Source organism: Aliifodinibius sp. S!AR15-10 (genome assembly GCF_031569985.1).
Lineage (GTDB): Bacteria > Bacteroidota > Rhodothermia > Balneolales > Balneolaceae > JAMQKA01.
The window spans coordinates 1-20,006 of record NZ_JAMQKA010000072.1 but is presented as its reverse complement, the minus strand read 5'-3'; the positions used below and the strand labels follow the sequence as shown (position 1 = coordinate 20,006).

Here is a 20,006-nt window from a genome sequence, read left to right as displayed (position 1 = left end):
AAAATACTGAGCTGATGGCGCTTATCCGACATAAAAAGATTCCATTTGAGTTAAAAATTGGCGATGTTCGATTAAACCTATCGGTTTTGGGAAAAATCCCCAAAACAAGGGGTTCTGCAAAGGCCCCCATCAAATTTAAAAGCACCCCGAAACGCCTGAAAACGATACGAAAATCCACAAGAAAGTTGTAGGTGGCGAGCTTATGGAAGAACGTCTTTGGTAGGAGAAAGAGTCCATCCCGATTTCATAAGTTATTTTTTGACATCCCTCATTTAATACCTGTATATTTAGTCACTTCATCGCGGGGTAGAGCAGCTGGTAGCTCATCGGGCTCATAACCCGAAGGTCGCAGGTTCGAATCCTGCCCCCGCCACTATTAAGTTTTGATAAGTCTGGTAAAAGGCGGAATGAATTTTATTGCTGGTAGCTCAACGGGCTTATATCCGCCGGCTGGCGGACGCAGGTTCGAATCCTGCCCCGCCACTAAGTTCTTTGTAAGATGGCGGATTTGAAGTTGTTAAACAGATTCCAAGCGCTTCTCAAGTATTTCCGCCGGCTGGTAAATCAGAATAATTTTCCTGACCAGCACGTTTGGATACCAATGAGTGACGGAAACAATCTAACATAAATAGGTAGCAGAAAGTATCTTTGGATTGTAAGTGGAATCCTGAACACGAATTTTCCATATCGTCATTTATGATGTTGTTGGTAAAACCAACGAATGTGTCTTGCATGAGTATTTTTGACTCCTCTTTCATCAGCGATCTATAATAACGCCTGTCTTATGCATTGGATCGACCTGACGATTTTTATTCTCTACATGATCGCTCTCCTCGGATTTGGACTCTTCTTTTTCAAGCACAATAAGGGTGCCGACGACTATTATGTAGGCGGCAGAAAGATGAGTAGCCTGCATGTGGGTTTATCCGTAGTTGCCACTGATGTGGGCGGCGGCTTTTCGATTGGCTTGGGTGGGCTTGGATTTGTGATGGGGGTTTCCGGATCCTGGATGCTCTTTACCGGTCTGCTCGGGGCCTGGATGGCTGCCGTATTATTGATTCCCAAAGTGAAAGGGAATAAGGTTTTCGATAAAGCGTATACCTTTCCGGAAATATTCAAATATTACTTTAATCCTCATGTGGCCCTTGTTGCAGGGGTCATTTCGGCCGTGGGGTATGCCGGGTTTACCAGCTCACAGATCCTAGCCGGGGCGAAACTGGCTAACGGTACATTTGCCAACCTGGACCTGCAAACAGCCCTCATCATTATGGGTTCTGTAGCAGTATTGTATACCGTGATGGGAGGGCTCAAAGCCGTAATCTATACCGATACCATCCAGTGGGCCATATTGATGATCGGATTAATATTTATAGGGCTTCCGGTCTCTTACACTGCCATTGGCGGATGGGAGGCGATACAGAGTTCCGTCGACCCGAGCCTGCTTTCCATGTCTAATTTAACATGGCAGAAAGTTGTTTACTGGGGCGTGACGATCATCCCGATCTGGTTTGTGGGGATGACACTCTATCAGCGAATATACGCCTGTAACGATGAAAAGACAGCTAAAAGAGCCTGGTATATGGCTGGGCTCTTTGAGTGGCCTGTGATGGCATTTATGGGCGTCTTTCTGGGGCTTTTTGCCAAGGTTGCGGCCGCACAGGGGATGTTCGACTACCTCGGAGCGGCAAACATTTCAGAGACAGACCCCGAAACTGGTCTGCCCATGTTGCTGCGAACAGTACTGCCGGTGGGACTGATGGGAATCATGATGTCTGCCTACTTCTCAGCCATTCTTTCTACGGCAGATAGTTGTCTAATGGCAGCTTCCGGGAATGTAGTATCAGATATTATCGGGTATTTTACAGATGTTGATCATGAAAGTGATAAATTTTTACGATTTTCTCAGGTAACGACGCTCATTATTGGATCGGCGGCACTGCTCATTGCCACAAGCATGACCAGCGTTCTTGATATGATGTTGTATTCATACGCCTTTATGGTGTCGGGATTGTTTGTCCCCACCATAGGTGCTCTCTATTGGGACAAAAGCAGTAGTTTCGGGGCGATAGCAGCCATGCTGCTGGGTGGTGGAACCACGGTTTCTCTTGAGGTGTTCTTGGAGCAGTTACCGGCTGGATTAGATGCCAATGTATTCGGAATAAGTGCCTCGGCTATTGCTTTTATCGCACTTTCAATGGCATTCCCGGATCAAAAAGAGCGAGAACCTGTATTAGACAAAGAAGACATTGAGGTAACGGAAGAACTCGTGAACTCTAAGTAACAGAAATGAATTTTGATATAAGTTATTCCGATTCGGAGAATCCTACAAATTTCAGCAGAGAAGATATTGCTGATTTTTTATATAAACATCTGGATGAATTTGGAGATGAAAAACAGCATATTTTAAACTGTATTGGTTATGCCTATGGTGATAATGAAGGGCAGGATGGCTTAATCCTGATTGCTCACGAGAAGGGGCATATCGCCGGGGCCGTAATAATCAACAATACCAATATGCAAGGCTATATTCCGGAGAATATTCTGGTCTATATTGCCGTTCACCGAGAGAATCGAGGAGAAGGTTTAGGCTCTCAATTGATGGAACGAATAATTGAAGCAGTTGACGGAGACATCGCTTTACACGTTGAGGAACATAATCCCGCGGTGCATCTGTACAAAAAGTACGGATTTACCAATAAATATCTCGAAATGAGGTTGAAAAAATAGCATGGCTTATCTTAAGCTGTATCGCGACAAACTGCGCGATAACTATAATTACCTGGATAAACTGTTCAAAAAGAATGGTATCAAGTGGGGCATCACAACCAAGCTATTGTGTGGGCATGAGCCTTACCTGAAAGAGGTGGCAGATCTGGGTGTCAAGGAGATGCATGATTCCCGTATCAGTAATCTTGAGAAGATCAAGAACATCGATCCCGAAACCCTGACGATCTACATCAAGCCTCCGCCAAAAGATATTATTGAATCAGTAGTAAGGTATGCTGACGTCAGCCTGAATACCGAACTTTCTACCCTGCATGCTCTCTCTGAGGAGGCAGAAAGACAAGACAAGATTCATAAAGTTATTGTGATGATTGAGATGGGGGATCTGCGGGAAGGGGTGGTGCGCGAAGACCTCATCGACTTTTATGAAAAGATATTCAAGCTTCCCAATGTGGAGGTAATCGGGTTGGGTACGAACTTGAATTGCATGCACGGGGTAATGCCTGATGAAGACAAACTGATCCAGCTGTCGTTGTATAAGCAGATTCTCGAGTTACGTTTTGATGTAGATATACCTCTGGTATCCGGGGGAACAACGGTTACAATCCCGCTGGTCCTCAAAAATCGCCTGCCGAAGGGTGTGAACCATTTTCGGGTCGGGGAGGCCCTTTTCTTTGGTAAAAATCTGTTTACCGGCGGGACTATTTCAGGCATGCATGAAGGCGTTTTTGAGCTATATACCCAGATCATTGAAATTTCTGAAAAGCCCAAAGTGCCAAGTGGAGAGCTTGGGGTCAATCCCCAAGGGCAAAAATACGATATTGATGAAGAGGACTATGGGGAGACATCCTATCGCGCCATCCTGGATATCGGGTACCTCGACATCGACCCCGAGCATCTTATCAATGTGCATGATGACATCAAAGTAGCCGATGCCAGCTCAGACATGCTGGTGCTGGATGTGGGCGACAACAGCAATGACTATGAGGTTGGGGATTTTATCCGGTTCAGGCTAAAATATATGGGCGCGCTGGGCATCATGAACTCCGACTATATCGACAAAATTGTTGAATGAGCAATCACCTGCCAATTGATTTTGATAAGTTTAATTTTTGTCCTGTAGTCAAGTACAATGGCGAGTGGCACATCTTTGATTTTACGGGGGGATACAAACCTGCTCCAAAGCGGAAAAAGCCCTGGGGGATAGGTCGGTTCAACGAAAAACGTCCGGGAATGTATGTGGGCCCACAATATAAAAACGGCAGGGACATCCATATGGGGATTGATTTTTGGACGCCGGTTGGGGAGCCTGTTTATGCTTTTTACGAAGGTGAAATTGCGTACTTCCGGGATAATGACCGTAAAGCAGATTATGGGCCTACAATTGTCACGAAGCACTTCCTTGAAGGGACAACTCTTTTTGCATTGTATGGACATCTCAGTCGTTCGTCACTGGAAGGCATAACCGATGGACAACAATTTGAAGCCGGCGAACTGCTTGGTCACGTGGGAAGTAAACAGGTAAATGGGGGCTGGGAACCTCATCTTCATTTCCAACTCTCGCTGGAAGATCCCGGTGAAGCCGATATGCCGGGTGTGGTTTCGGAAGAAAATCTCCAGTTGGCACTTGAAAAATACCTTGATCCGCGTTTGATTGTAGGGAACCTTTACTAGGTCAAAATCTTTAGGTGGCCTTATCGTTTTACGGTAACCGGCTGAGTTCGGGCCCCCTATGCTACCTGTCATGGTTTATTCAAATCTGCGGCAGAAATCCTATCAAACATTCAGTATCGAAAATGCGATGTTTGGCATTTAGTAGCTGAACTACCGGCTGCTATAGATTATATAGAAGTATCTGAATCTGTCTCATTCTCTGAAATTTAGAACTACAGAATATGGCATTATTAACTGATAAGACTCTTGAAAAAATTGTCGGTTTGCGGCATCAGTTGCATCAATTGGCGGAACTTTCTGGTAAAGAGATTGAAACAGCGGAAAAAATAACAGAGATACTCAGGGAGTGTGCCCCGGATCGGATTATCGAAGGATTGGGGGAGACCGGGCTTATTGCAACTTTTGAGGGTGAAAATGAAGGCCCGGAGATTATGATACGATGCGAGCTGGACGCCCTGCCCATACCTGAGGAAAATGACTTCGAATATCGCTCCCTTACGGATGGGGTAGCTCACAAATGCGGGCACGATGGCCATATGGCGATTGTGGCCGGTATAGCAGATTTGTTGGGTGACTCTCGTCCACAAAAAGGTAGAGTACACCTGTTGTTTCAACCCTCGGAAGAAACCGGGCAGGGGGCTGAACGTATTCTGGATGATGAAAAGCTTGAAGGTATAGACCCGGATTACATTTTTGCGCTGCACAATCTGCCTGGATATCCCCTGCACCAGGTAGTGCTTAGGGATGGGGTGTTCGCTTCGGCATCAAGAGGTTTTGAGGTAAAGCTGAAGGGGGAAACATCGCATGCCGCACATCCCGAAAATGGACGGAGTCCGGCCCTGGCCCTCGCATCGCTGATACAGAATTTTTCTGCTTTTCCCCAATATTTTGCGCCCCTTGACGATGCAGCAAAAGTGACGGTCATTCAATCGCGGTTGGGAGAGATCGCCTTTGGGACCTCCCCGGGTTATGCTGAATTTCGGGCCACAATCCGTACACACCAAAATGAACTGATGGAGGAATTGTGCCAAAAAGCTGAACAGTTGGTCGAAAATGTAGCGCAAACGCATGACCTGAAATTTGAAACAAGCTGGACGGAGCTATTTGAAGCGACGCAAAGTGATACTGAGTGTAACAAATTGATTGAACAGGCGGCCTCTGCCAACGATCTGGATATTCACTGGAAAGAGTCACCATTTCCCTGGTCGGAAGATTTTGGTCGATTTACTTCTCGCTACAAAGGAGCCATATTTGGTCTGGGCGCGGGTGAAAAGCATGTTCCGCTGCACTCAACGCGCTATGACTTTCCAGATGATCTGATTCGAACCGGGATCAGTATTTTTATAGACATTATTAAACAGATTAACGGCATTAATGGATAAGCGAACTATGTCTGACGAACTTGCCCCTTCATACCTGGAGCTCAGTAAAACAGCATTTCAAAAGAATGTCTCTTTTTTCAAAGATCTGATCGGTCCCGATGTTACCTTTTGTTCTGTTATAAAGGGAAATGCTTATGGCCATGGCATAAATCAATTTGTGCCGATGGCTGAAGATTGTGGAATCAACTATTTTGCTGTTTTCAGTGCTGATGAGGCGGCACAGGCTTACAAAGCAGCCACCGGCAATTGCCATATCATGATTATGGGTATGATCAATAATGATGCTATTGAATGGGCCATAGAGCGGGATATTTCCTTTTTTGTATTTGAACGAAACCGGTTGAAGGCGGCGGTAAATGCAGCTAAAAAACTAGGCAAACCAGCACGAATTCATCTTCACCTGGAAACAGGTATGAATCGACTGGGACTTGAAAAGCACAAACTGCCGGAAGTTATCGATACGCTTCATGCTGAATCTGCCCACTTGATTATTGAGGGGCTCTGTACCCACTATGCAGGTGCCGAAAGTGTTAGTAATCATGTGCGCGTAACCGAGCAGATAGAACGCTTTAACGAGCTGTGCGCTTGGTTGAAACAGAAGGGAATCGAGGGAAAGTACCGGCATTCCGCTTGTTCTGCTGCTGTTCTGAATTACCCGGAGACCCGGATGGATCTGGTGCGGGTGGGCATTTCGCAATATGGATTCTGGCCCAACAGGGAGACATACATGAATTTCATTAAAAAGAACCATACTGACAGTGCTAAACCCTTTGAAGACCCATTAGATCGTGTACTGAGCTGGAAGAGCAGGGTAATGAGTATTAAGCATGTGGAAGCTGGTGAGTTTATAGGATATGGCAATGTGTATCTTACCAGCCGGGATCAAACTATTGCTACTGTACCCATTGGCTATTCCCACGGATTTGGCCGCAACTTAACGAACGTAGGCATCGTATTAATTAATGGTGAGCGAGCACCGGTGGCAGGGTTGGTGAATATGAACTTGTTGACAATTGATGTTACCGATATTGATAATGTTCAGAAAGGAGATGAGGTAGTTATTATCGGGTATCAGCAGGATCAGGAGATGACCTTGGCTTCATTTAGTGAAATGCTTAATAATATGAACTATGAAGTGCTGGTTCGGTTGCCTGCCAACCTGCCGCGTACAGTTGTGGAGTAAATTAACTCAGTTTGTTGAAATGCTAAGATAATACAATAAAAAAGCTGCTGGATTAAGTTCCAGCAGCTTTTATGACTTAATTAATAATAGATTAGTTTGCGTCCCACCAAACAGTTTGCTCAAGAGCTTGGTAGTTGTTTGGCACACCGGTAGTTTCTACATTACTTTGATTATTATTATACTCAGATTGAGGATAAGGAAACCGAAGCGGAATATTACCATTTGGGGTAAATGGATCATTTGTAATTGGGGTAACTTCAGGATAGCCCGTTCTTCTCCAGTCATTATAAGCCTCATAACTTAAGAAGTTTGCAATATATTTCTGAGTAATGATCTCCTCCAAGGCATTAGAACTAGTAAGCCCAGGTAGAGATGCGATATAAGTATCAGCATCACTTTCTTCAACCCCTAGCTTATTCATCGAAGCTCGGATAGCATCTTCATAAATGGACTGAGCGGCGGTGGCTCCACTAGTTATAAAGGTAGCCTCAGCTTCAATAAACTTGGCCTCGGCATAACTTAACCAGTTTAAAGGAGCATTAGCTGCACTGTAGAAGCTCCCAATGGAAGATACATTTTCAGCACCTATGCCGTCTTCCCCATTTACATGTCCTATATACTCTGGTGTATCGTCACTAAAACCATCCACTAATCCATTTTGATCTACCGCACCAGCCGGACGCGCTTGGATTTGCAGACGAGGATCATTTAAGGATTCGAGGAGTGAAACATAATTATCACTTAGTTGATTGCGTGTATCCCATTTTCCATCAATGGCAAATTGATACCATGGATTTTCCTCTCCAGTAACATTAAAATATTGGAAATCCGCATCATCTGAGTTACCTGTAAATCCATTTGATAATGCATCCAGAGCTAAATTGGCTTGTTCACTTGCTGAAAAATCAGGCGCTTCCGTCAAGTGGATATAAATACGAGCTTTTAAGGTATATGCCAACTTTTCCCATTTTTCCATATCTCCACCATAGAGTAGATCATCTGAGGTGGGGGTATTAACGCTTTCTCTGCCGAAGTCTTCTATTGCCTGGTCAATAAGATCAAGAATAGCGGTATAGACCTCTTGCTGGGAGTCATATACCGGAGTTCCATTTAAGGGATCAAGAGCTTCAGTACGAGGAATGTCATTGAACAAGTCGGTAAGGATAGAATAGTTCCATGCCATTACCAGCTTTGCTATGCCAGAATAAGCATAACTCTCTTGTTCAGTTGCTTGTGTATTGAGTTCTTTAGCATTATTCAATACATCTATGTACGATGCCCCCCACATGTTATCCGGACCTGTTGATGTATAGTCATAATTATCATCGGACGGTGGGACTCCATTATAAGCTGTTTGTTGGATCCATAAGGTGGTAACTCTTGCTGGCTCATTCCCCACTATTTCGTAACTGAAATTCCCAAGCAGGGAAGAGAGCTGAAGGTTAGGAGGAACCTGGGTTGGACTGGTCGGATCCTCATTAACATCCAGAAAATTTTCGCATGCACCTACCAATACTATGGCTGCAACCAGTAAAGTGCTGGATATAAGTTTAAAAAAATTCATAATAGATATGTTTAATTTTTTAGAATGTAACTTGTAAGCTTACAGAATAGCTTCTGGTACCGGGGGTAACCATGTGATAGAACCCCTGTGCATTCCCACTGCCTAATAAGCTACCTTCAGGATCTCTATAGGAAAAGTCAGATTGGATCCAAAGGTTACGCCCTGTTCCCTTAATTGTCAGTGACTGAATTGGGATATTAGATACTACAGACTGTGGCAGAGTATAAGCCAAGCTAAGCTCCCGCAGCTTCCAAAAGCTTCCATCTTCAACAAAGTTTTCAAAAGTGGAACTGTAGAAATTTCTCCAGTAATCTTCATCTCTTGTAATTTCTACATCATTGCGTTCACCGCTATTTACATTGTACCCATCGTAAGTATAAGTTGATCCCCGTTTTTCAGTTATTTCAGCTGTCCCGTAAAATGTGGTGTAAAAAAGATCCATATTCATAATATCGCCACCATGACGTCGGTCAAGTACGGCCGAGAGCTGAATTCCCTTATAGCTAAAAGTTGAACGAAGGTTACCGGTCCAGTCAGGTTGAACATTTCCAATCGCTCCGTCACCCCCCGCCTGAATAGGCAAGCCTTCATCATTTATTTTCAGGGCACCGGCGGGAACCCCTTCCATTTCGCCCTCTTCAAACCGTTCGTATCTATTACTCCATATTACTCCGTACCCATTCTTGTCGGGCTCGATACGAATTTGAGGACTAGTAAAACCTCCCAGGAAAATATTTTCAACTCCAGGGGCCAATTGTACGACATCAGTTGTATTTTTAGCAAAGTTGACGTTAAGATCCCACTGGAAGGTACTAGACTGGACGGGAGTTAAGCCAAGTGCAAATTCAACTCCATAATTCCTGATTTCTCCTGCGTTACTTAGACGGCTGTCAAAGCCAGAAGCATTTGAAACTGGTACCTCAAAAATTTGATTTTTCGTTGTTCGATCGTAGTAGGAAAAATCAAACCTTACCCGACTTTCAAAAAATCGCAGATCTGTACCAATTTCATACTCTGTGGTAATTTCAGGTTTAAGTTCTGGGTTGCCAAGATCCTCTTGCAACTGGTACCCATTTACACCGTTAAATGGATAGTTGATATCTCCCCGAACTCCGTCTCCAGGGGCTGCTTGGACGAAGTTTGTGGAAAGAGAATAAACTGGTGCATCATTACCAATTTGAGACGCCGAAGCTCGCAGTTTACCAAATGATAAAAACGTGTCCTCGAATAGATCAAAAGCGTCTGAAAATACAAACCCTAGACTTGCAGACGGATAAAAGTAAGAGTTGTTATCATCCGGTAGAGTAGAAGACCAATCATTTCGACCTGTTAAAGTTAAATATATATCTTCTCTATAGCTTATTGTTGCTTGTCCATAAGCACTATACAAACGAGTTCGTTCAACGACTTCATCACCTGTTACCACGTTTGCATTAGAGATATGAAAGAAATTGGGAATATTTAGATTAGTACCCTCAAGATAATCATAGTTGTAATAACGTGAGTTTATGTTATTACCAACCAACAAATCTACTGATATATCTTCAGTTAAATCTCGATTTGCAGTAATTGTTAAATCAGAATTAACTTGAGTACGTGTAATTTTTTGGTCATACATACTTGACGTAGACCCACGTGTATTCACATTGGTCTTGCCTTTTCTTGTATCTGTGTAGTTATCAATTCCTATTTTTTCCGAAATTGTTAACCATGGTAATATATCATATGATACTGATGTAGTTGCTATATATCGGTCTAAATCACTATTAAACCCATTATTATCTGCTAACCAAAAAGGATTATTTAGAGCTGGGTGGTGCATCCTTTGTGTTCCATCTTCGAACTCAGAGGGAGAAAGATTATAGCTGATAGGAGTAAAATTGAGGCCAAACAGGAAGTTCTGAGTACCATTTCCCTCACTCAACCAAGAATTCTCAGTTTTTATATAATTGATTGAGGTTTGAACATTTAATTTGTCACTAAGCTCGGAACTGAATTTTCCTATCAAGCTTGTACGTTGAAGCTCGGCCCCGGGAACAATACCGCTTTGGTCAGTATTATTGGCAGAGAAAAAGTAACTACTCCCACTGGTTCCACCTGAAATACTAATGGAATTATTAGTCTGTATACCTGTTTCGTAAAACTGTTCTCTAGGATTATAGGTAGGGATTTGATCAACACCCAAGTCATCTAATACTTGTGTGCTTACCGAGTCTTTGTGTGGTCCCCAGCTAGAAATGGTAAATGTATTTCCTGTTTCGGAATAACCAGGTTCAGCATAACCTCCCATGCCTGGCGGTAGACCATTTGCATAAAGCCCATCTGCTCCTCCTAAATATTCATCATTAAATCCATCTACTATTGCTTTATCCCATCCTACTGATGAGTTAAAAGTAATGCGTGGAGCCAAACCTTGTTCTCCACTTTTAGTTGTTATAATAACTACACCATTAGCTGCACGCGAACCATATAGAGCAGTAGCACTTGCACCTTTTAAGACACTAACATCCTCTATTATGCTGGGATCGATATCAAGTGCACGATTAGATGTGCCTCCCGTGAAAACCGAGGCTCCAGCGGGATTGTCATCTGATTCATTACTTATAGGTATTCCATCAACAATAAAAAGGGGTTGGTTATTACCCAACATTGAAGAATTACCGCGAATAGTAATCCTCGAGGAAGATCCTGGCTGCCCGCTGGAGCTGTTAATTTGGACTCCAGCTACTTTGCCTGCAAGGGCGTTAACCAAGTTTGATTCCTGAGATCTTGCAACCGCTTCTCCATCTACTTCTTGTACGGAGTAACCAATAGCTCTGGTCTCACGTTCAATACCTAAAGCGGTAACAACAACTTCTTCAAGTCCCATCACGTCTGGTTGAAGGCTGATGTTCTGCGTGATGTCTTCACTGCCGACTTGGATCTGGGTTGTATATCGCTGATAACCAATAAAAGTGGCTACTAGCGTATACGTTCCGCTCTCAACACCAGATATCGAGAATTCTCCATTTGCATTGGTTGCGGTTCCTCTTTGCAATTCTTGAATCAGTACATTAACACCAGGCATAGCTTCGCCTGATTGCGCATCTGTGACAGTACCTTCCAGTGTTACTTGGGCGATGCCCGAAGCAGAGAAGGTAAAGAAACAGATTACTAGGAAAAGTAACTTTCTAAGCATAGATAACCTCGTTTTTATTCTAGTTTTGATAGTATAATGGCAGGACGCAGATTATTGCATAGACAACCTATTTCTCTGGAATAGAGATATAAGTATAAGAGATGTGTTATTTAGATAACCCACGAATCTACTATTATACTTTTTGTAAATATTTAAATATGGCCATTTTTTCTGGCCTGCTGACAAACATAAGTAAGACATTTTTTTTGACAAATAAAACAGTGTTTCAAAATGATTTGTCAAAATTATATCTTCACCTTATTAAAAAATAATATATCATTAATTTATTTAAAAAAATGATAATAAATATGTGACATGCATAAATAAGATATCTCCCGAAAAACTAAATGCTCCTTGTAAGTATCTGTCCTGATAACCAGAGTTGTATTTGCTGATATTGCATATTAAAGTATCCTTGATTCCGTCTTAAAATATAGTTGTCGAAAGGATAAAATTTAGATTTAAGCTTAGATCTCTGGAAAGTATAATTATACTCAGGATCACTGCGATCGTAAGCATACGACCATGTCATAACATCGAGATGGGTTTCCACATACCAAGGCGGTCCAAACAGGATGTAGATCATACCGGGATCGGTTTTCCAACCCTCCTTGAAATTTGAAAATTGTTTGTTAGCTTCCTCCACCCGTGAATAAAACATCTCAATCACATTACGAGCTTTATTCTTGTTTTGGATATTTTTGAGCCAAAACCGGTCGATGGCCGACTTCAGGGAATCGGAATCGTTGATAGCGGTCATCCTTTCATATTCTTTCTCACTCATCAGGTAATGCAAGGGGCCTAGCATTTCTTCTGCAGTCTTTATAGACGGATAGTTAGTGCTTTTTACGCTGAAATCTCGCGCTTTGAATAAACTTTCTCCTTCCTGCTCACTGGTTGTCACTTCAAATCGGTAGTTGCCGCGCTCCTGCTGTGGAAAGAAAAATTCAACCAACACGCTGCCCGCTTGTGTTAACACCCGCCTGCTGGACTGGATGACTTCCTCCTCATCATATTCAATACCTTTATATGAGATGTTTGAAGGGCTGTAGTTATTATAGTGCATAGGCCGTGCCACGCTCGTATCAGATTCAAACCTGATCAGTTCCGTATCTATCGTAAGAGGGTTGTCAGTTTTATTGTTTGTAACCTGGAATACAAATTTCAGGGAATCAATTTTCCCCTGCACGTCATAGGTTGTGATCGGCAACCATGCACCGTCATGTTCACCTACTTCTTTTCCAAGAAGCCGGATATTGGTAAGGTTAGAGATCTGTTCATCTGGATTAGGAATAAAGGTATTTGAAGTGCGGGTGGTATGTTTCCCGGAATTTTGATCAACTACCGTTAGATTAATCTGATAATCTCCCGGACTTACCGGCATCTCTTTCTCAAATGTTAATACTTCCTGGCTGTAAGCGATATTAGGGTCCTCTCGTTCAATCGTCATTGTATATCGCTCAGTGCTTATGATGTTTTCGGTATTCTCCTGATCCAGTATTTGCACTTCTATAGCAATGTTGGCGGTCTGCATATTATTTACCTCTTTATAGATCAGGCTACCATATACAATATCGGCCGCGACGTTGATTTGAGGTTCGTCATCCTCATTAAACAAGCCTATGGCCGAGAGCCGGACTTCAGGATATCCGCCGCGATATTGATACGTTGACCCCCGCACGATATCGGGATTCATAGATTGGCTGCAACCCAGTGACAGGAAGGCCAGGAAAAGAAGTGAAAGAATAGAGCGCATCATATGACCCATTTTTTAAAAGTGCTTGCTCTATGATAACTAAATGGTGAACATAAAATTATACAAGCGTTGGTAATTGGGAATTAAATTAACAACCTCTATCTGAGATAAATAAACAGATTTATACAGTATTTATATATAGATAATCTTGACAATTTCAGCAAATAAGTAATTTTAAACGTCACAATTTACAAAGGCTAATTCTTCTCAAAGCGTTCCATTTAAGATTAAACCTGAAAGCCAAATTTGCTGCTGCTGATATTCTACGCTGTCATAATAAAAGTCTCTCATCAGGATGAAGTTGTCGAACGGATAGAAAGGGTGCCGGATTTTAGGCTTGTCGAAATAGAATGATTCCCGCAAATCACCCCGATCGTAGGAATAGAACCAGGCCATCCGGTCTATATACTGATCGTAATACAACGGCGGCCCAAACAGAATGTAGATCATGCCGGGATCCGTTTTCCAGCCTTCTTTAAAATTTGAAAACTGTTTATTGGCCTCTTCCACCCGTTGATAATACAGTGATATTACCTGTTTCGCTCTCGACTTGTTACCGATGTTTTTTAACCAAAAAATATCAATCTGTTGTTTGAGTGAATCGGGATCTTTGATGTTCATTAACTTTTTGTAGTCCTTCTTACCCATGAGATAAACCAGGGGGCGGGCCAATTCGTGAGGGGTTTTGATTGTAGGATAATTTTTGCTTTTAATACTAAAATCACGCGCTTTGAATATCTCATCTTCCTCATCATCACTGTTAATCCGGGCTGAAAACCGGTAATTTCCCCGCGCCTGAACAGGAAAGATAAACTCCACCATTACACTTCCTGTTTGGTCAAGCACTCTCCGGCTCGACTGGATAACCTCACGTTTATCGTATTCTATCCCCTTGTATTGAATATTGGAAGGAGAGGGTTCTGGAAATGCCATGGGCCGGGCGTATGAAGTATCCGATTTAAAGCGGACGAGTTCACTGTTGATTGTTATCGGACTGCGAGGGCCACGCTGGGTAACCTGGAATACAAATTTCAGAGAATCCACCGATCCGCGGACGTCATATGTTGTAATGGGTTCATAGCTGGAATGGTTACTCTGGTTATCCTTTGCCAACAGCTGAATATTTGTGAGTACAGGGCGTTGGTCATCCGCTTCTGGGATTATGGTGGAAGATTGCCTGGTGGTATGTCGGTTTGAAGACTGGTCCAACACGGTCAAAAAAACTTTGTATTCGCCCGGTTCAACAGCATAACGATGATCAAATGTGAATACATCCTGGCTCGCTGTAATATTATTTTTTTCAATTTCTGAGACGCTCAGATTATAGCTTTCCCTGCGCACGGTTTCCTCTGTTTCACCACTTGTTTTAACGATGCGTGTCTCAATGGCAATGTATGCCGTCTGTTTTTGTTTTACCTCCTTGTAAATCAGGCTCCCGTAAACAATATTTGCCGTTACATTAATGTGTGAATTGCTCTGTTCATCAAACAAGCCAATTGCAGACATACGCACTTCCGGGTAGCCGGCACGGTACATATAACCTGCTCCACGTTCAATATTTTCGGTAATGCTTTGCGCGCACGAGGAGGTAATAAGGCTCACCAAAAGTAGACGTATCAGTGCGGATAGGCGGGAACAACGCTTAAAAAAATTTTTTGAAGGTTCAAAAGATAAGCTAATTTTGTTTCCGCTTTTAGATTCCATATCTATGGGGTCTTTTGAGCATATGCACATAACAGTATCTTAACTCACTTTGATAAACAGAACCTCTACATTAAGTATAATACAACTGAAAGATGTTGTATAAAAGATTTAAATTTCATTGTAAGTTTTTAATTACTCCATATTGATGTTACAAGGCGAAAGAAGGACCAAAATTGTTTGTACGCTGGGACCCAGCTCAAACTCTGAAGAAGTTATTGAGCAGTTAATACGAAACGGGATGAACGTAGCCCGTCTAAATTTTTCACACGGTACGCATCAAGACCACAAGAAAACGCTTGAACATATACGCCGTATTTCTAATAAACTCGATGTCAGTGTTGCAGTATTGGCTGACCTCCAGGGACCCAAGATCCGGGTTGGGGAAATGAAGGATGGGGCACAAGAAGTTGAAACCGGTGAATATGTGACGTTAACATCTGAGGAGGTCATTGGGACTTCCGATACCATCCCGATCGATTATGCAGAGTTGAGTGAAGATGCGAGGGAAGGCAATACCATTTTGATGGACGACGGGCTGCTTGAGATGAAGGTTGTTAAGAAGAATGAAAAAAGCCTGGTGGCAAAAGTGCTGGTTGGAGGTAAGTTAAAATCCCGAAAAGGAGTGAACTTGCCCGATGTAGATATCTCCATGGCCTCGCTGACAGAAAAGGATATCGAAGACCTCGAGTTTGCCGTTGACCAGGATGTTGATTTTGTCGCCATGTCGTTTGTACGGTCTGCCGGCGATATCCAGGAAGTGATCTCCAGGGTACGTGCAAAAGAGAGCCAGGCTGGGATAATTGCCAAAATTGAAAAACCGGAGGCGGTTGATGTGATCGATTCCATTATTGAAGAAGCCGATGGAATTATGGTTGCACGGGGTGATCTCGGAATTGAGCTGCCAAGTGAGCGCGTGCCGCTGATCCAGAAAAGGATTATTGATCGATGCCGGCGGGCGGGGAAACCGGTGATTACAGCTACCCAGATGCTGGAATCGATGGTGAAAAATCCCAGGGCTACCCGGGCCGAGAGCTCCGACGTGGCCAACGCCGTGCTTGATGGCACCGATGCGGTAATGCTTTCGGGAGAAACGGCCGCTGGTGAATACCCGGTGGAATCACTCAAAACCATGGACAAAATATGCCGCTCTGTGGAATCACAGGTGTCGCACATCTATAATAGTCTCGAATACGTGAAGCCGGAGTGGAAAGAGAAACAGATCATCGAGTCGCTGGCCTATTCCTGTATTTCCATGTCGGAAAATGTGGAGGCCAAGGCAATCGCTACGATTACACAATCGGGTAACACCGCCCGTCGTATTGCCAAATTCCGGCCCAAAGTCACGATTGTAGCCTTCACGGAAACGGAAAAGATACATCGACAACTAGCGCTTGTATGGGGCGTACGTCCGGTTATCATCAACAAAATATTTGATACCGATACCGACCACACTGTCCGCGTTATGGAAAAATACCTGATTAATCACGGGCTGGTAAGTAAAGGAGACCGTGTAATTGTTGCCACCGGTATGCCGATCGCCAAACGAGGACGTACGAATATGATTAAGATCAGCTCTATTGAATAGTTTTTCCTCTTGCCCTCCATAAATTATTCTAATGTTGAGGTTATACTTTACCCAGCTTTTTCTGTTAAACTGGTAGCTCGGCATGGAAAACGGTACAAGGTATGACCATTACACTGCGTTTGGAATCCAATGCTGGAATACTGGACTACTTATTCCATAAAATATGCTAAACAAATTGTGATATTTGATTTATTTTGAGAGGTTCAGTGGTGACTTTCAGTCAGAGGAACCGAACATATCTTGAAAAATGTATTTTACATAGCACTTCTTTTCTTCCTTGTCGGGTGTGGGGGGACACTAAAAAGATCCTGGACTGATTTCAGGGCATACTACAACACTTACTATAATGCCTCAGAAAGTTTCCAGGCCGGGCTTAAACAGGTGGAAGATCAGCCGGAAGAATTACATGCCGATGAATTGATCCGGGTGCACAAGGCCCCGGTGGGCACCGGTGGCCAGGAGTTTCAAAATGCTATTGATAAAGGAGCCCAAATTCTTCGCAAATTTCCCGATTCAAAATGGATTGACGAGACGCTGGAGCTGATTGGGAAATCATACTATTACCGCCAGGAGTTTTACTCCGCCCTCCAGAAGTTTGAGGAGCAATATAATGTAGCGGAGAGTCCAGAGATGCGTCAGCGAGCGGTAATATGGAAAGGGCGTGTCCTTTTGGATCTTGAACTCTACAACCAGGGGATCGTATTTCTGGAAGATGAGCTTCAAAAATTGTCGGATGAGTGGGATCCAGAATTGCATGCTGAAGCAGAGGTAATGCTTGCCGAACACTATGTGCAGCTTCAGCAGTGGCAACAGGTAGAGGGATTGCTTGCACAGGCACTGTCAAAACTATCGAAGGGTCCATTAAAGGCCCGTTCGTTTTTTCTTTATGGACAGATCCTGGAGATTGGTGAGCAGTTTGGCCGCGCTGCTGATGCCTATGCCAGGGTTCTAAGGAATCGTCCCGGATTTGAGCTGTTCTTCTGGGCCAATTATAAACAGGCTGAAGCATTGCGCAAGATGGGGAATCTTGAGGAAGCGTTCGCCATCTATGAACAAATGAGAAAAGATGACAAGAATATAGAACGGCTTCCCAATATCTATTATGAAATCGGCAGGACCCAGGAGCAAATGGGTAATATTGAGACAGCCCGGGAAATATATAACCAGGTTTTGCGCAGTGATATCTACCAGGTATCGCAGGAAACAAGAGCCGATATTTACTACCGTCTTGGTCAGATCTACACCAACCATTTGAACAAGTACCAAGTGGCAGCCGCTTATTACGACTCCTCATCATCATTACGAAATCGTACGCAGCAGTATGGTGTCTTACAGGAGGAGCTGAATACCGAGAACCTTGCGAAAGCTTATGGGGAATACAGTAAACTTCGCAACCAAATTAGCCACCTCGACAGCCTGATGTGGCTCTCATCGCTACCCCAGGCTCAGTTTGACTCAGTTATCGCGGAAGTCAGGCAACGGAAACTGCAAGAACTGCAGCAGAAACAGGAAAACAGGAGGGGGGACGCTAATGTGCTTACTAATGCGAATGCAAGACAACCCTCTCGCAATGATTCGCGTTCATTGGACGCATATGGATTTTTGAATCACAAAAATGGACGGTTGGTATCGGAGGCAAGGAACCAGTTTCAGGCAGTCTGGGGCAACCGTCCACTGGTGGACAACTGGCGCCGGATAGAAGCAGCCAGGAGTGCTTCGGAGGAACAGGACAGCCTGCAGGATGAGCAGCTGACCCAGGGGGAATCGTCACAGGAAACGGAGTATGCACAAGTAGAGGTAGACCTCAGTGAAATTCCTTTTACAGAGGAACAGAAAGCGGAAACGCGGGATCAGCTGGGATCAGCTAAATTTGAACTTGGTAACCTGTTTTTACTCACCCTGCAACAACCCGACAGTGCCTCATACTACTTCCGGTCGGTCGTGGAGGAGCACCCAAACCACAATCTTGCTCCAAAAGCTTTATACTCGTTGTATGAGTTATATTCCTCGGAGGGTGAGTTGCAACAAGCCAACCGTTGGGCAGATCGTTTGCGGGATGAATACCCTGACTCTCGATACACCCGCCAGTTGCGAATCAGAAGGGGTGGTACTCCACCTCCCGAAAAATCGGATTCTACGGCGATGCTTCCAGGTAAAGCCGATTCCATTTTGTCTTCCACTGCCTCAACAGCTGAAATAGCAAAAGAGTTGCGCAACCTGGCCTTGGCTAATAAAGGTGCCGAGGCCGCTCCATTGGTACATTTCGAATCAATAAAACGGTATATACAATTGGCAAAACAGCGTGACAACATAATGAGGGATTCAGTGGTGACCTATTCTCTGGCTGTTGATTCAACAGACACTACCGCTTCGGTCACCAATGTGCGAATGCAGTATGAAGGAGCCTATTGGGATAGCGTGCGAGTGGTACTGAAGGAGCATATCGAAAATTTTACGGGTCAACCAGTGGCGGAAAAAGTCGGCGAACTTTCTCGGGAAGTAGAGAAAAAGGATGAAAGCGAGTTGCAAAGTTTGCCAACCTGCCGTGAACGGAAGGTGGAACCAGAGATACAGGGTGGAATGTCCAGTTTCCTTCAGAATGTCAAATTTCCTGAAAAGCTCAAGAATGCAAATCTTTCAGGTACAGTTGAATACGAGATGACGATTACCAGGGAAGGCAAAGTGGGAGAATTTGGACTGGTATCGGAGAAAACGGATTTGGGGATTGAAGAAGCTTTTTCCAGTGCGATCCAAGACTCCCTTTCTTTTGTACCATTAGATCTGGATGAAAACACGCCCAGCGTTCGGTGCACAATTTCGTTTCCGATCTCGCAGTGATACTCAGTATAGCGTGGGTTTACTAATTAACCTGAGGTCTACATAAAAATCACTCAAAATAATAACTGTCATCGCGAGGAGGCTTTGTTGCCCTTTTGGGCTCAACGATGAGGTCGACGTGGCGATCTCCCCGTCTGTTTTCTATTCAGTCACTGGGAGATTGCCGCGGGATTGTTCCCGATGGTCACTTAATCCCTCGCAATGACAGGTTTTATCTCGAACTGACGTGTGTGCCTTGAAGTAAAGGCTCAATGCCGATTCAGGCAATTGTTCTTTTATATGCTGTTACAAAGATGGTAGTTGGCCTACCGGAGGCGCTGTCAGCCAGTGCCTTCAAACCGCCTTCTGGTGCTCGATTGCGGGCGGGGAGCGAGAAGGAAAAGGTGAGCAATGACTCATCAGGTAGGACTCGACCGAG

12 protein-coding genes and 1 tRNA gene are annotated in these 20,006 nt (G+C 43.9%); 9 read left to right on the top strand and 4 right to left on the bottom strand.

The genetic code is table 11. From position 1 onward, the window contains the following. Positions 1 to 300: 300 nt before the first annotated feature. The 7 genes from NC796_RS25170 to alr all read left to right on the top strand — a co-directional run bounded on the left by NC796_RS25170 (position 301) and on the right by alr (position 6,963). Positions 301 to 373, top strand: a tRNA-Met gene (locus NC796_RS25170). A 411-nt stretch (positions 374 to 784) separates the two neighbouring features. Further along, a complete protein-coding gene (locus NC796_RS25165; protein ID WP_310688586.1) occupies positions 785 to 2,281 on the top strand; it encodes a sodium:solute symporter family protein in 1,497 nt (498 codons plus the stop codon). 5 nt (positions 2,282 to 2,286) lie between these two features. Next, positions 2,287 to 2,727, top strand: coding sequence for a GNAT family N-acetyltransferase (locus tag NC796_RS25160; RefSeq protein WP_310688585.1), 441 nt, complete (start codon positions 2,287 to 2,289; stop codon positions 2,725 to 2,727). A 1-nt stretch (position 2,728) separates the two neighbouring features. After that, on the top strand, positions 2,729 to 3,799 hold the full coding sequence (locus NC796_RS25155; protein ID WP_310688584.1) for an alanine/ornithine racemase family PLP-dependent enzyme: 1,071 nt from the start codon (positions 2,729 to 2,731) through the stop codon (positions 3,797 to 3,799). Beyond that, positions 3,796 to 4,398 carry a peptidoglycan DD-metalloendopeptidase family protein gene (locus tag NC796_RS25150; RefSeq protein WP_310688583.1) on the top strand — a complete coding sequence of 201 codons (603 nt, stop codon included), beginning with the start codon at positions 3,796 to 3,798 and terminating at the stop codon, positions 4,396 to 4,398. Before NC796_RS25155 ends, NC796_RS25150 begins: the two co-directional genes overlap by 4 nt. A gap of 221 nt (positions 4,399 to 4,619) precedes the next feature. Further along, positions 4,620 to 5,780, top strand: a complete 1,161-nt coding sequence (locus NC796_RS25145) for an amidohydrolase (protein ID WP_310688582.1) — start codon at positions 4,620 to 4,622, stop codon at positions 5,778 to 5,780. Further along, positions 5,773 to 6,963, top strand: a complete 1,191-nt coding sequence (gene alr / locus NC796_RS25140; protein ID WP_310688581.1) for an alanine racemase — start codon at positions 5,773 to 5,775, stop codon at positions 6,961 to 6,963. Before NC796_RS25145 ends, alr begins: the two co-directional genes overlap by 8 nt. Positions 6,964 to 7,054: 91 nt before the next feature. Here alr and NC796_RS25135 read toward each other — a convergent pair whose 3' ends face one another. The 4 genes from NC796_RS25135 to NC796_RS25120 form a co-directional block, all read right to left on the bottom strand. After that, the gene (locus NC796_RS25135; RefSeq protein ID WP_310688580.1) at positions 7,055 to 8,527 is read right to left on the bottom strand and encodes a SusD/RagB family nutrient-binding outer membrane lipoprotein; all 1,473 of its coding nucleotides are present in this window, start codon (positions 8,525 to 8,527) and stop codon (positions 7,055 to 7,057) included. 19 nt (positions 8,528 to 8,546) lie between these two features. Then, on the bottom strand, positions 8,547 to 11,705 hold the full coding sequence (locus NC796_RS25130) for a SusC/RagA family TonB-linked outer membrane protein (RefSeq protein WP_310688579.1): 3,159 nt from the start codon (positions 11,703 to 11,705) through the stop codon (positions 8,547 to 8,549). A gap of 343 nt (positions 11,706 to 12,048) precedes the next feature. Continuing rightward, a complete protein-coding gene (locus tag NC796_RS25125) occupies positions 12,049 to 13,464 on the bottom strand; it encodes a GWxTD domain-containing protein (protein ID WP_310688578.1) in 1,416 nt (471 codons plus the stop codon). 204 nt (positions 13,465 to 13,668) lie between these two features. Further along, positions 13,669 to 15,063, bottom strand: coding sequence for a GWxTD domain-containing protein (locus NC796_RS25120; RefSeq protein WP_310688577.1), 1,395 nt, complete (start codon positions 15,061 to 15,063; stop codon positions 13,669 to 13,671). 247 nt (positions 15,064 to 15,310) lie between these two features. Between NC796_RS25120 and pyk the strand changes: the two genes are divergently transcribed. Together pyk and NC796_RS25110 are read left to right on the top strand one after the other, a co-directional pair. After that, entirely contained in the window at positions 15,311 to 16,750 is a 1,440-nt protein-coding gene (pyk, locus tag NC796_RS25115; protein WP_310688576.1) for a pyruvate kinase, read from the top strand. Between the two features lie 240 nt (positions 16,751 to 16,990). Then, positions 16,991 to 19,588 (top strand): tetratricopeptide repeat protein, encoded by a 2,598-nt coding sequence (locus NC796_RS25110; RefSeq protein WP_310688575.1) that lies wholly within the window; start codon positions 16,991 to 16,993, stop codon positions 19,586 to 19,588. Positions 19,589 to 20,006 lie beyond the last annotated feature (418 nt).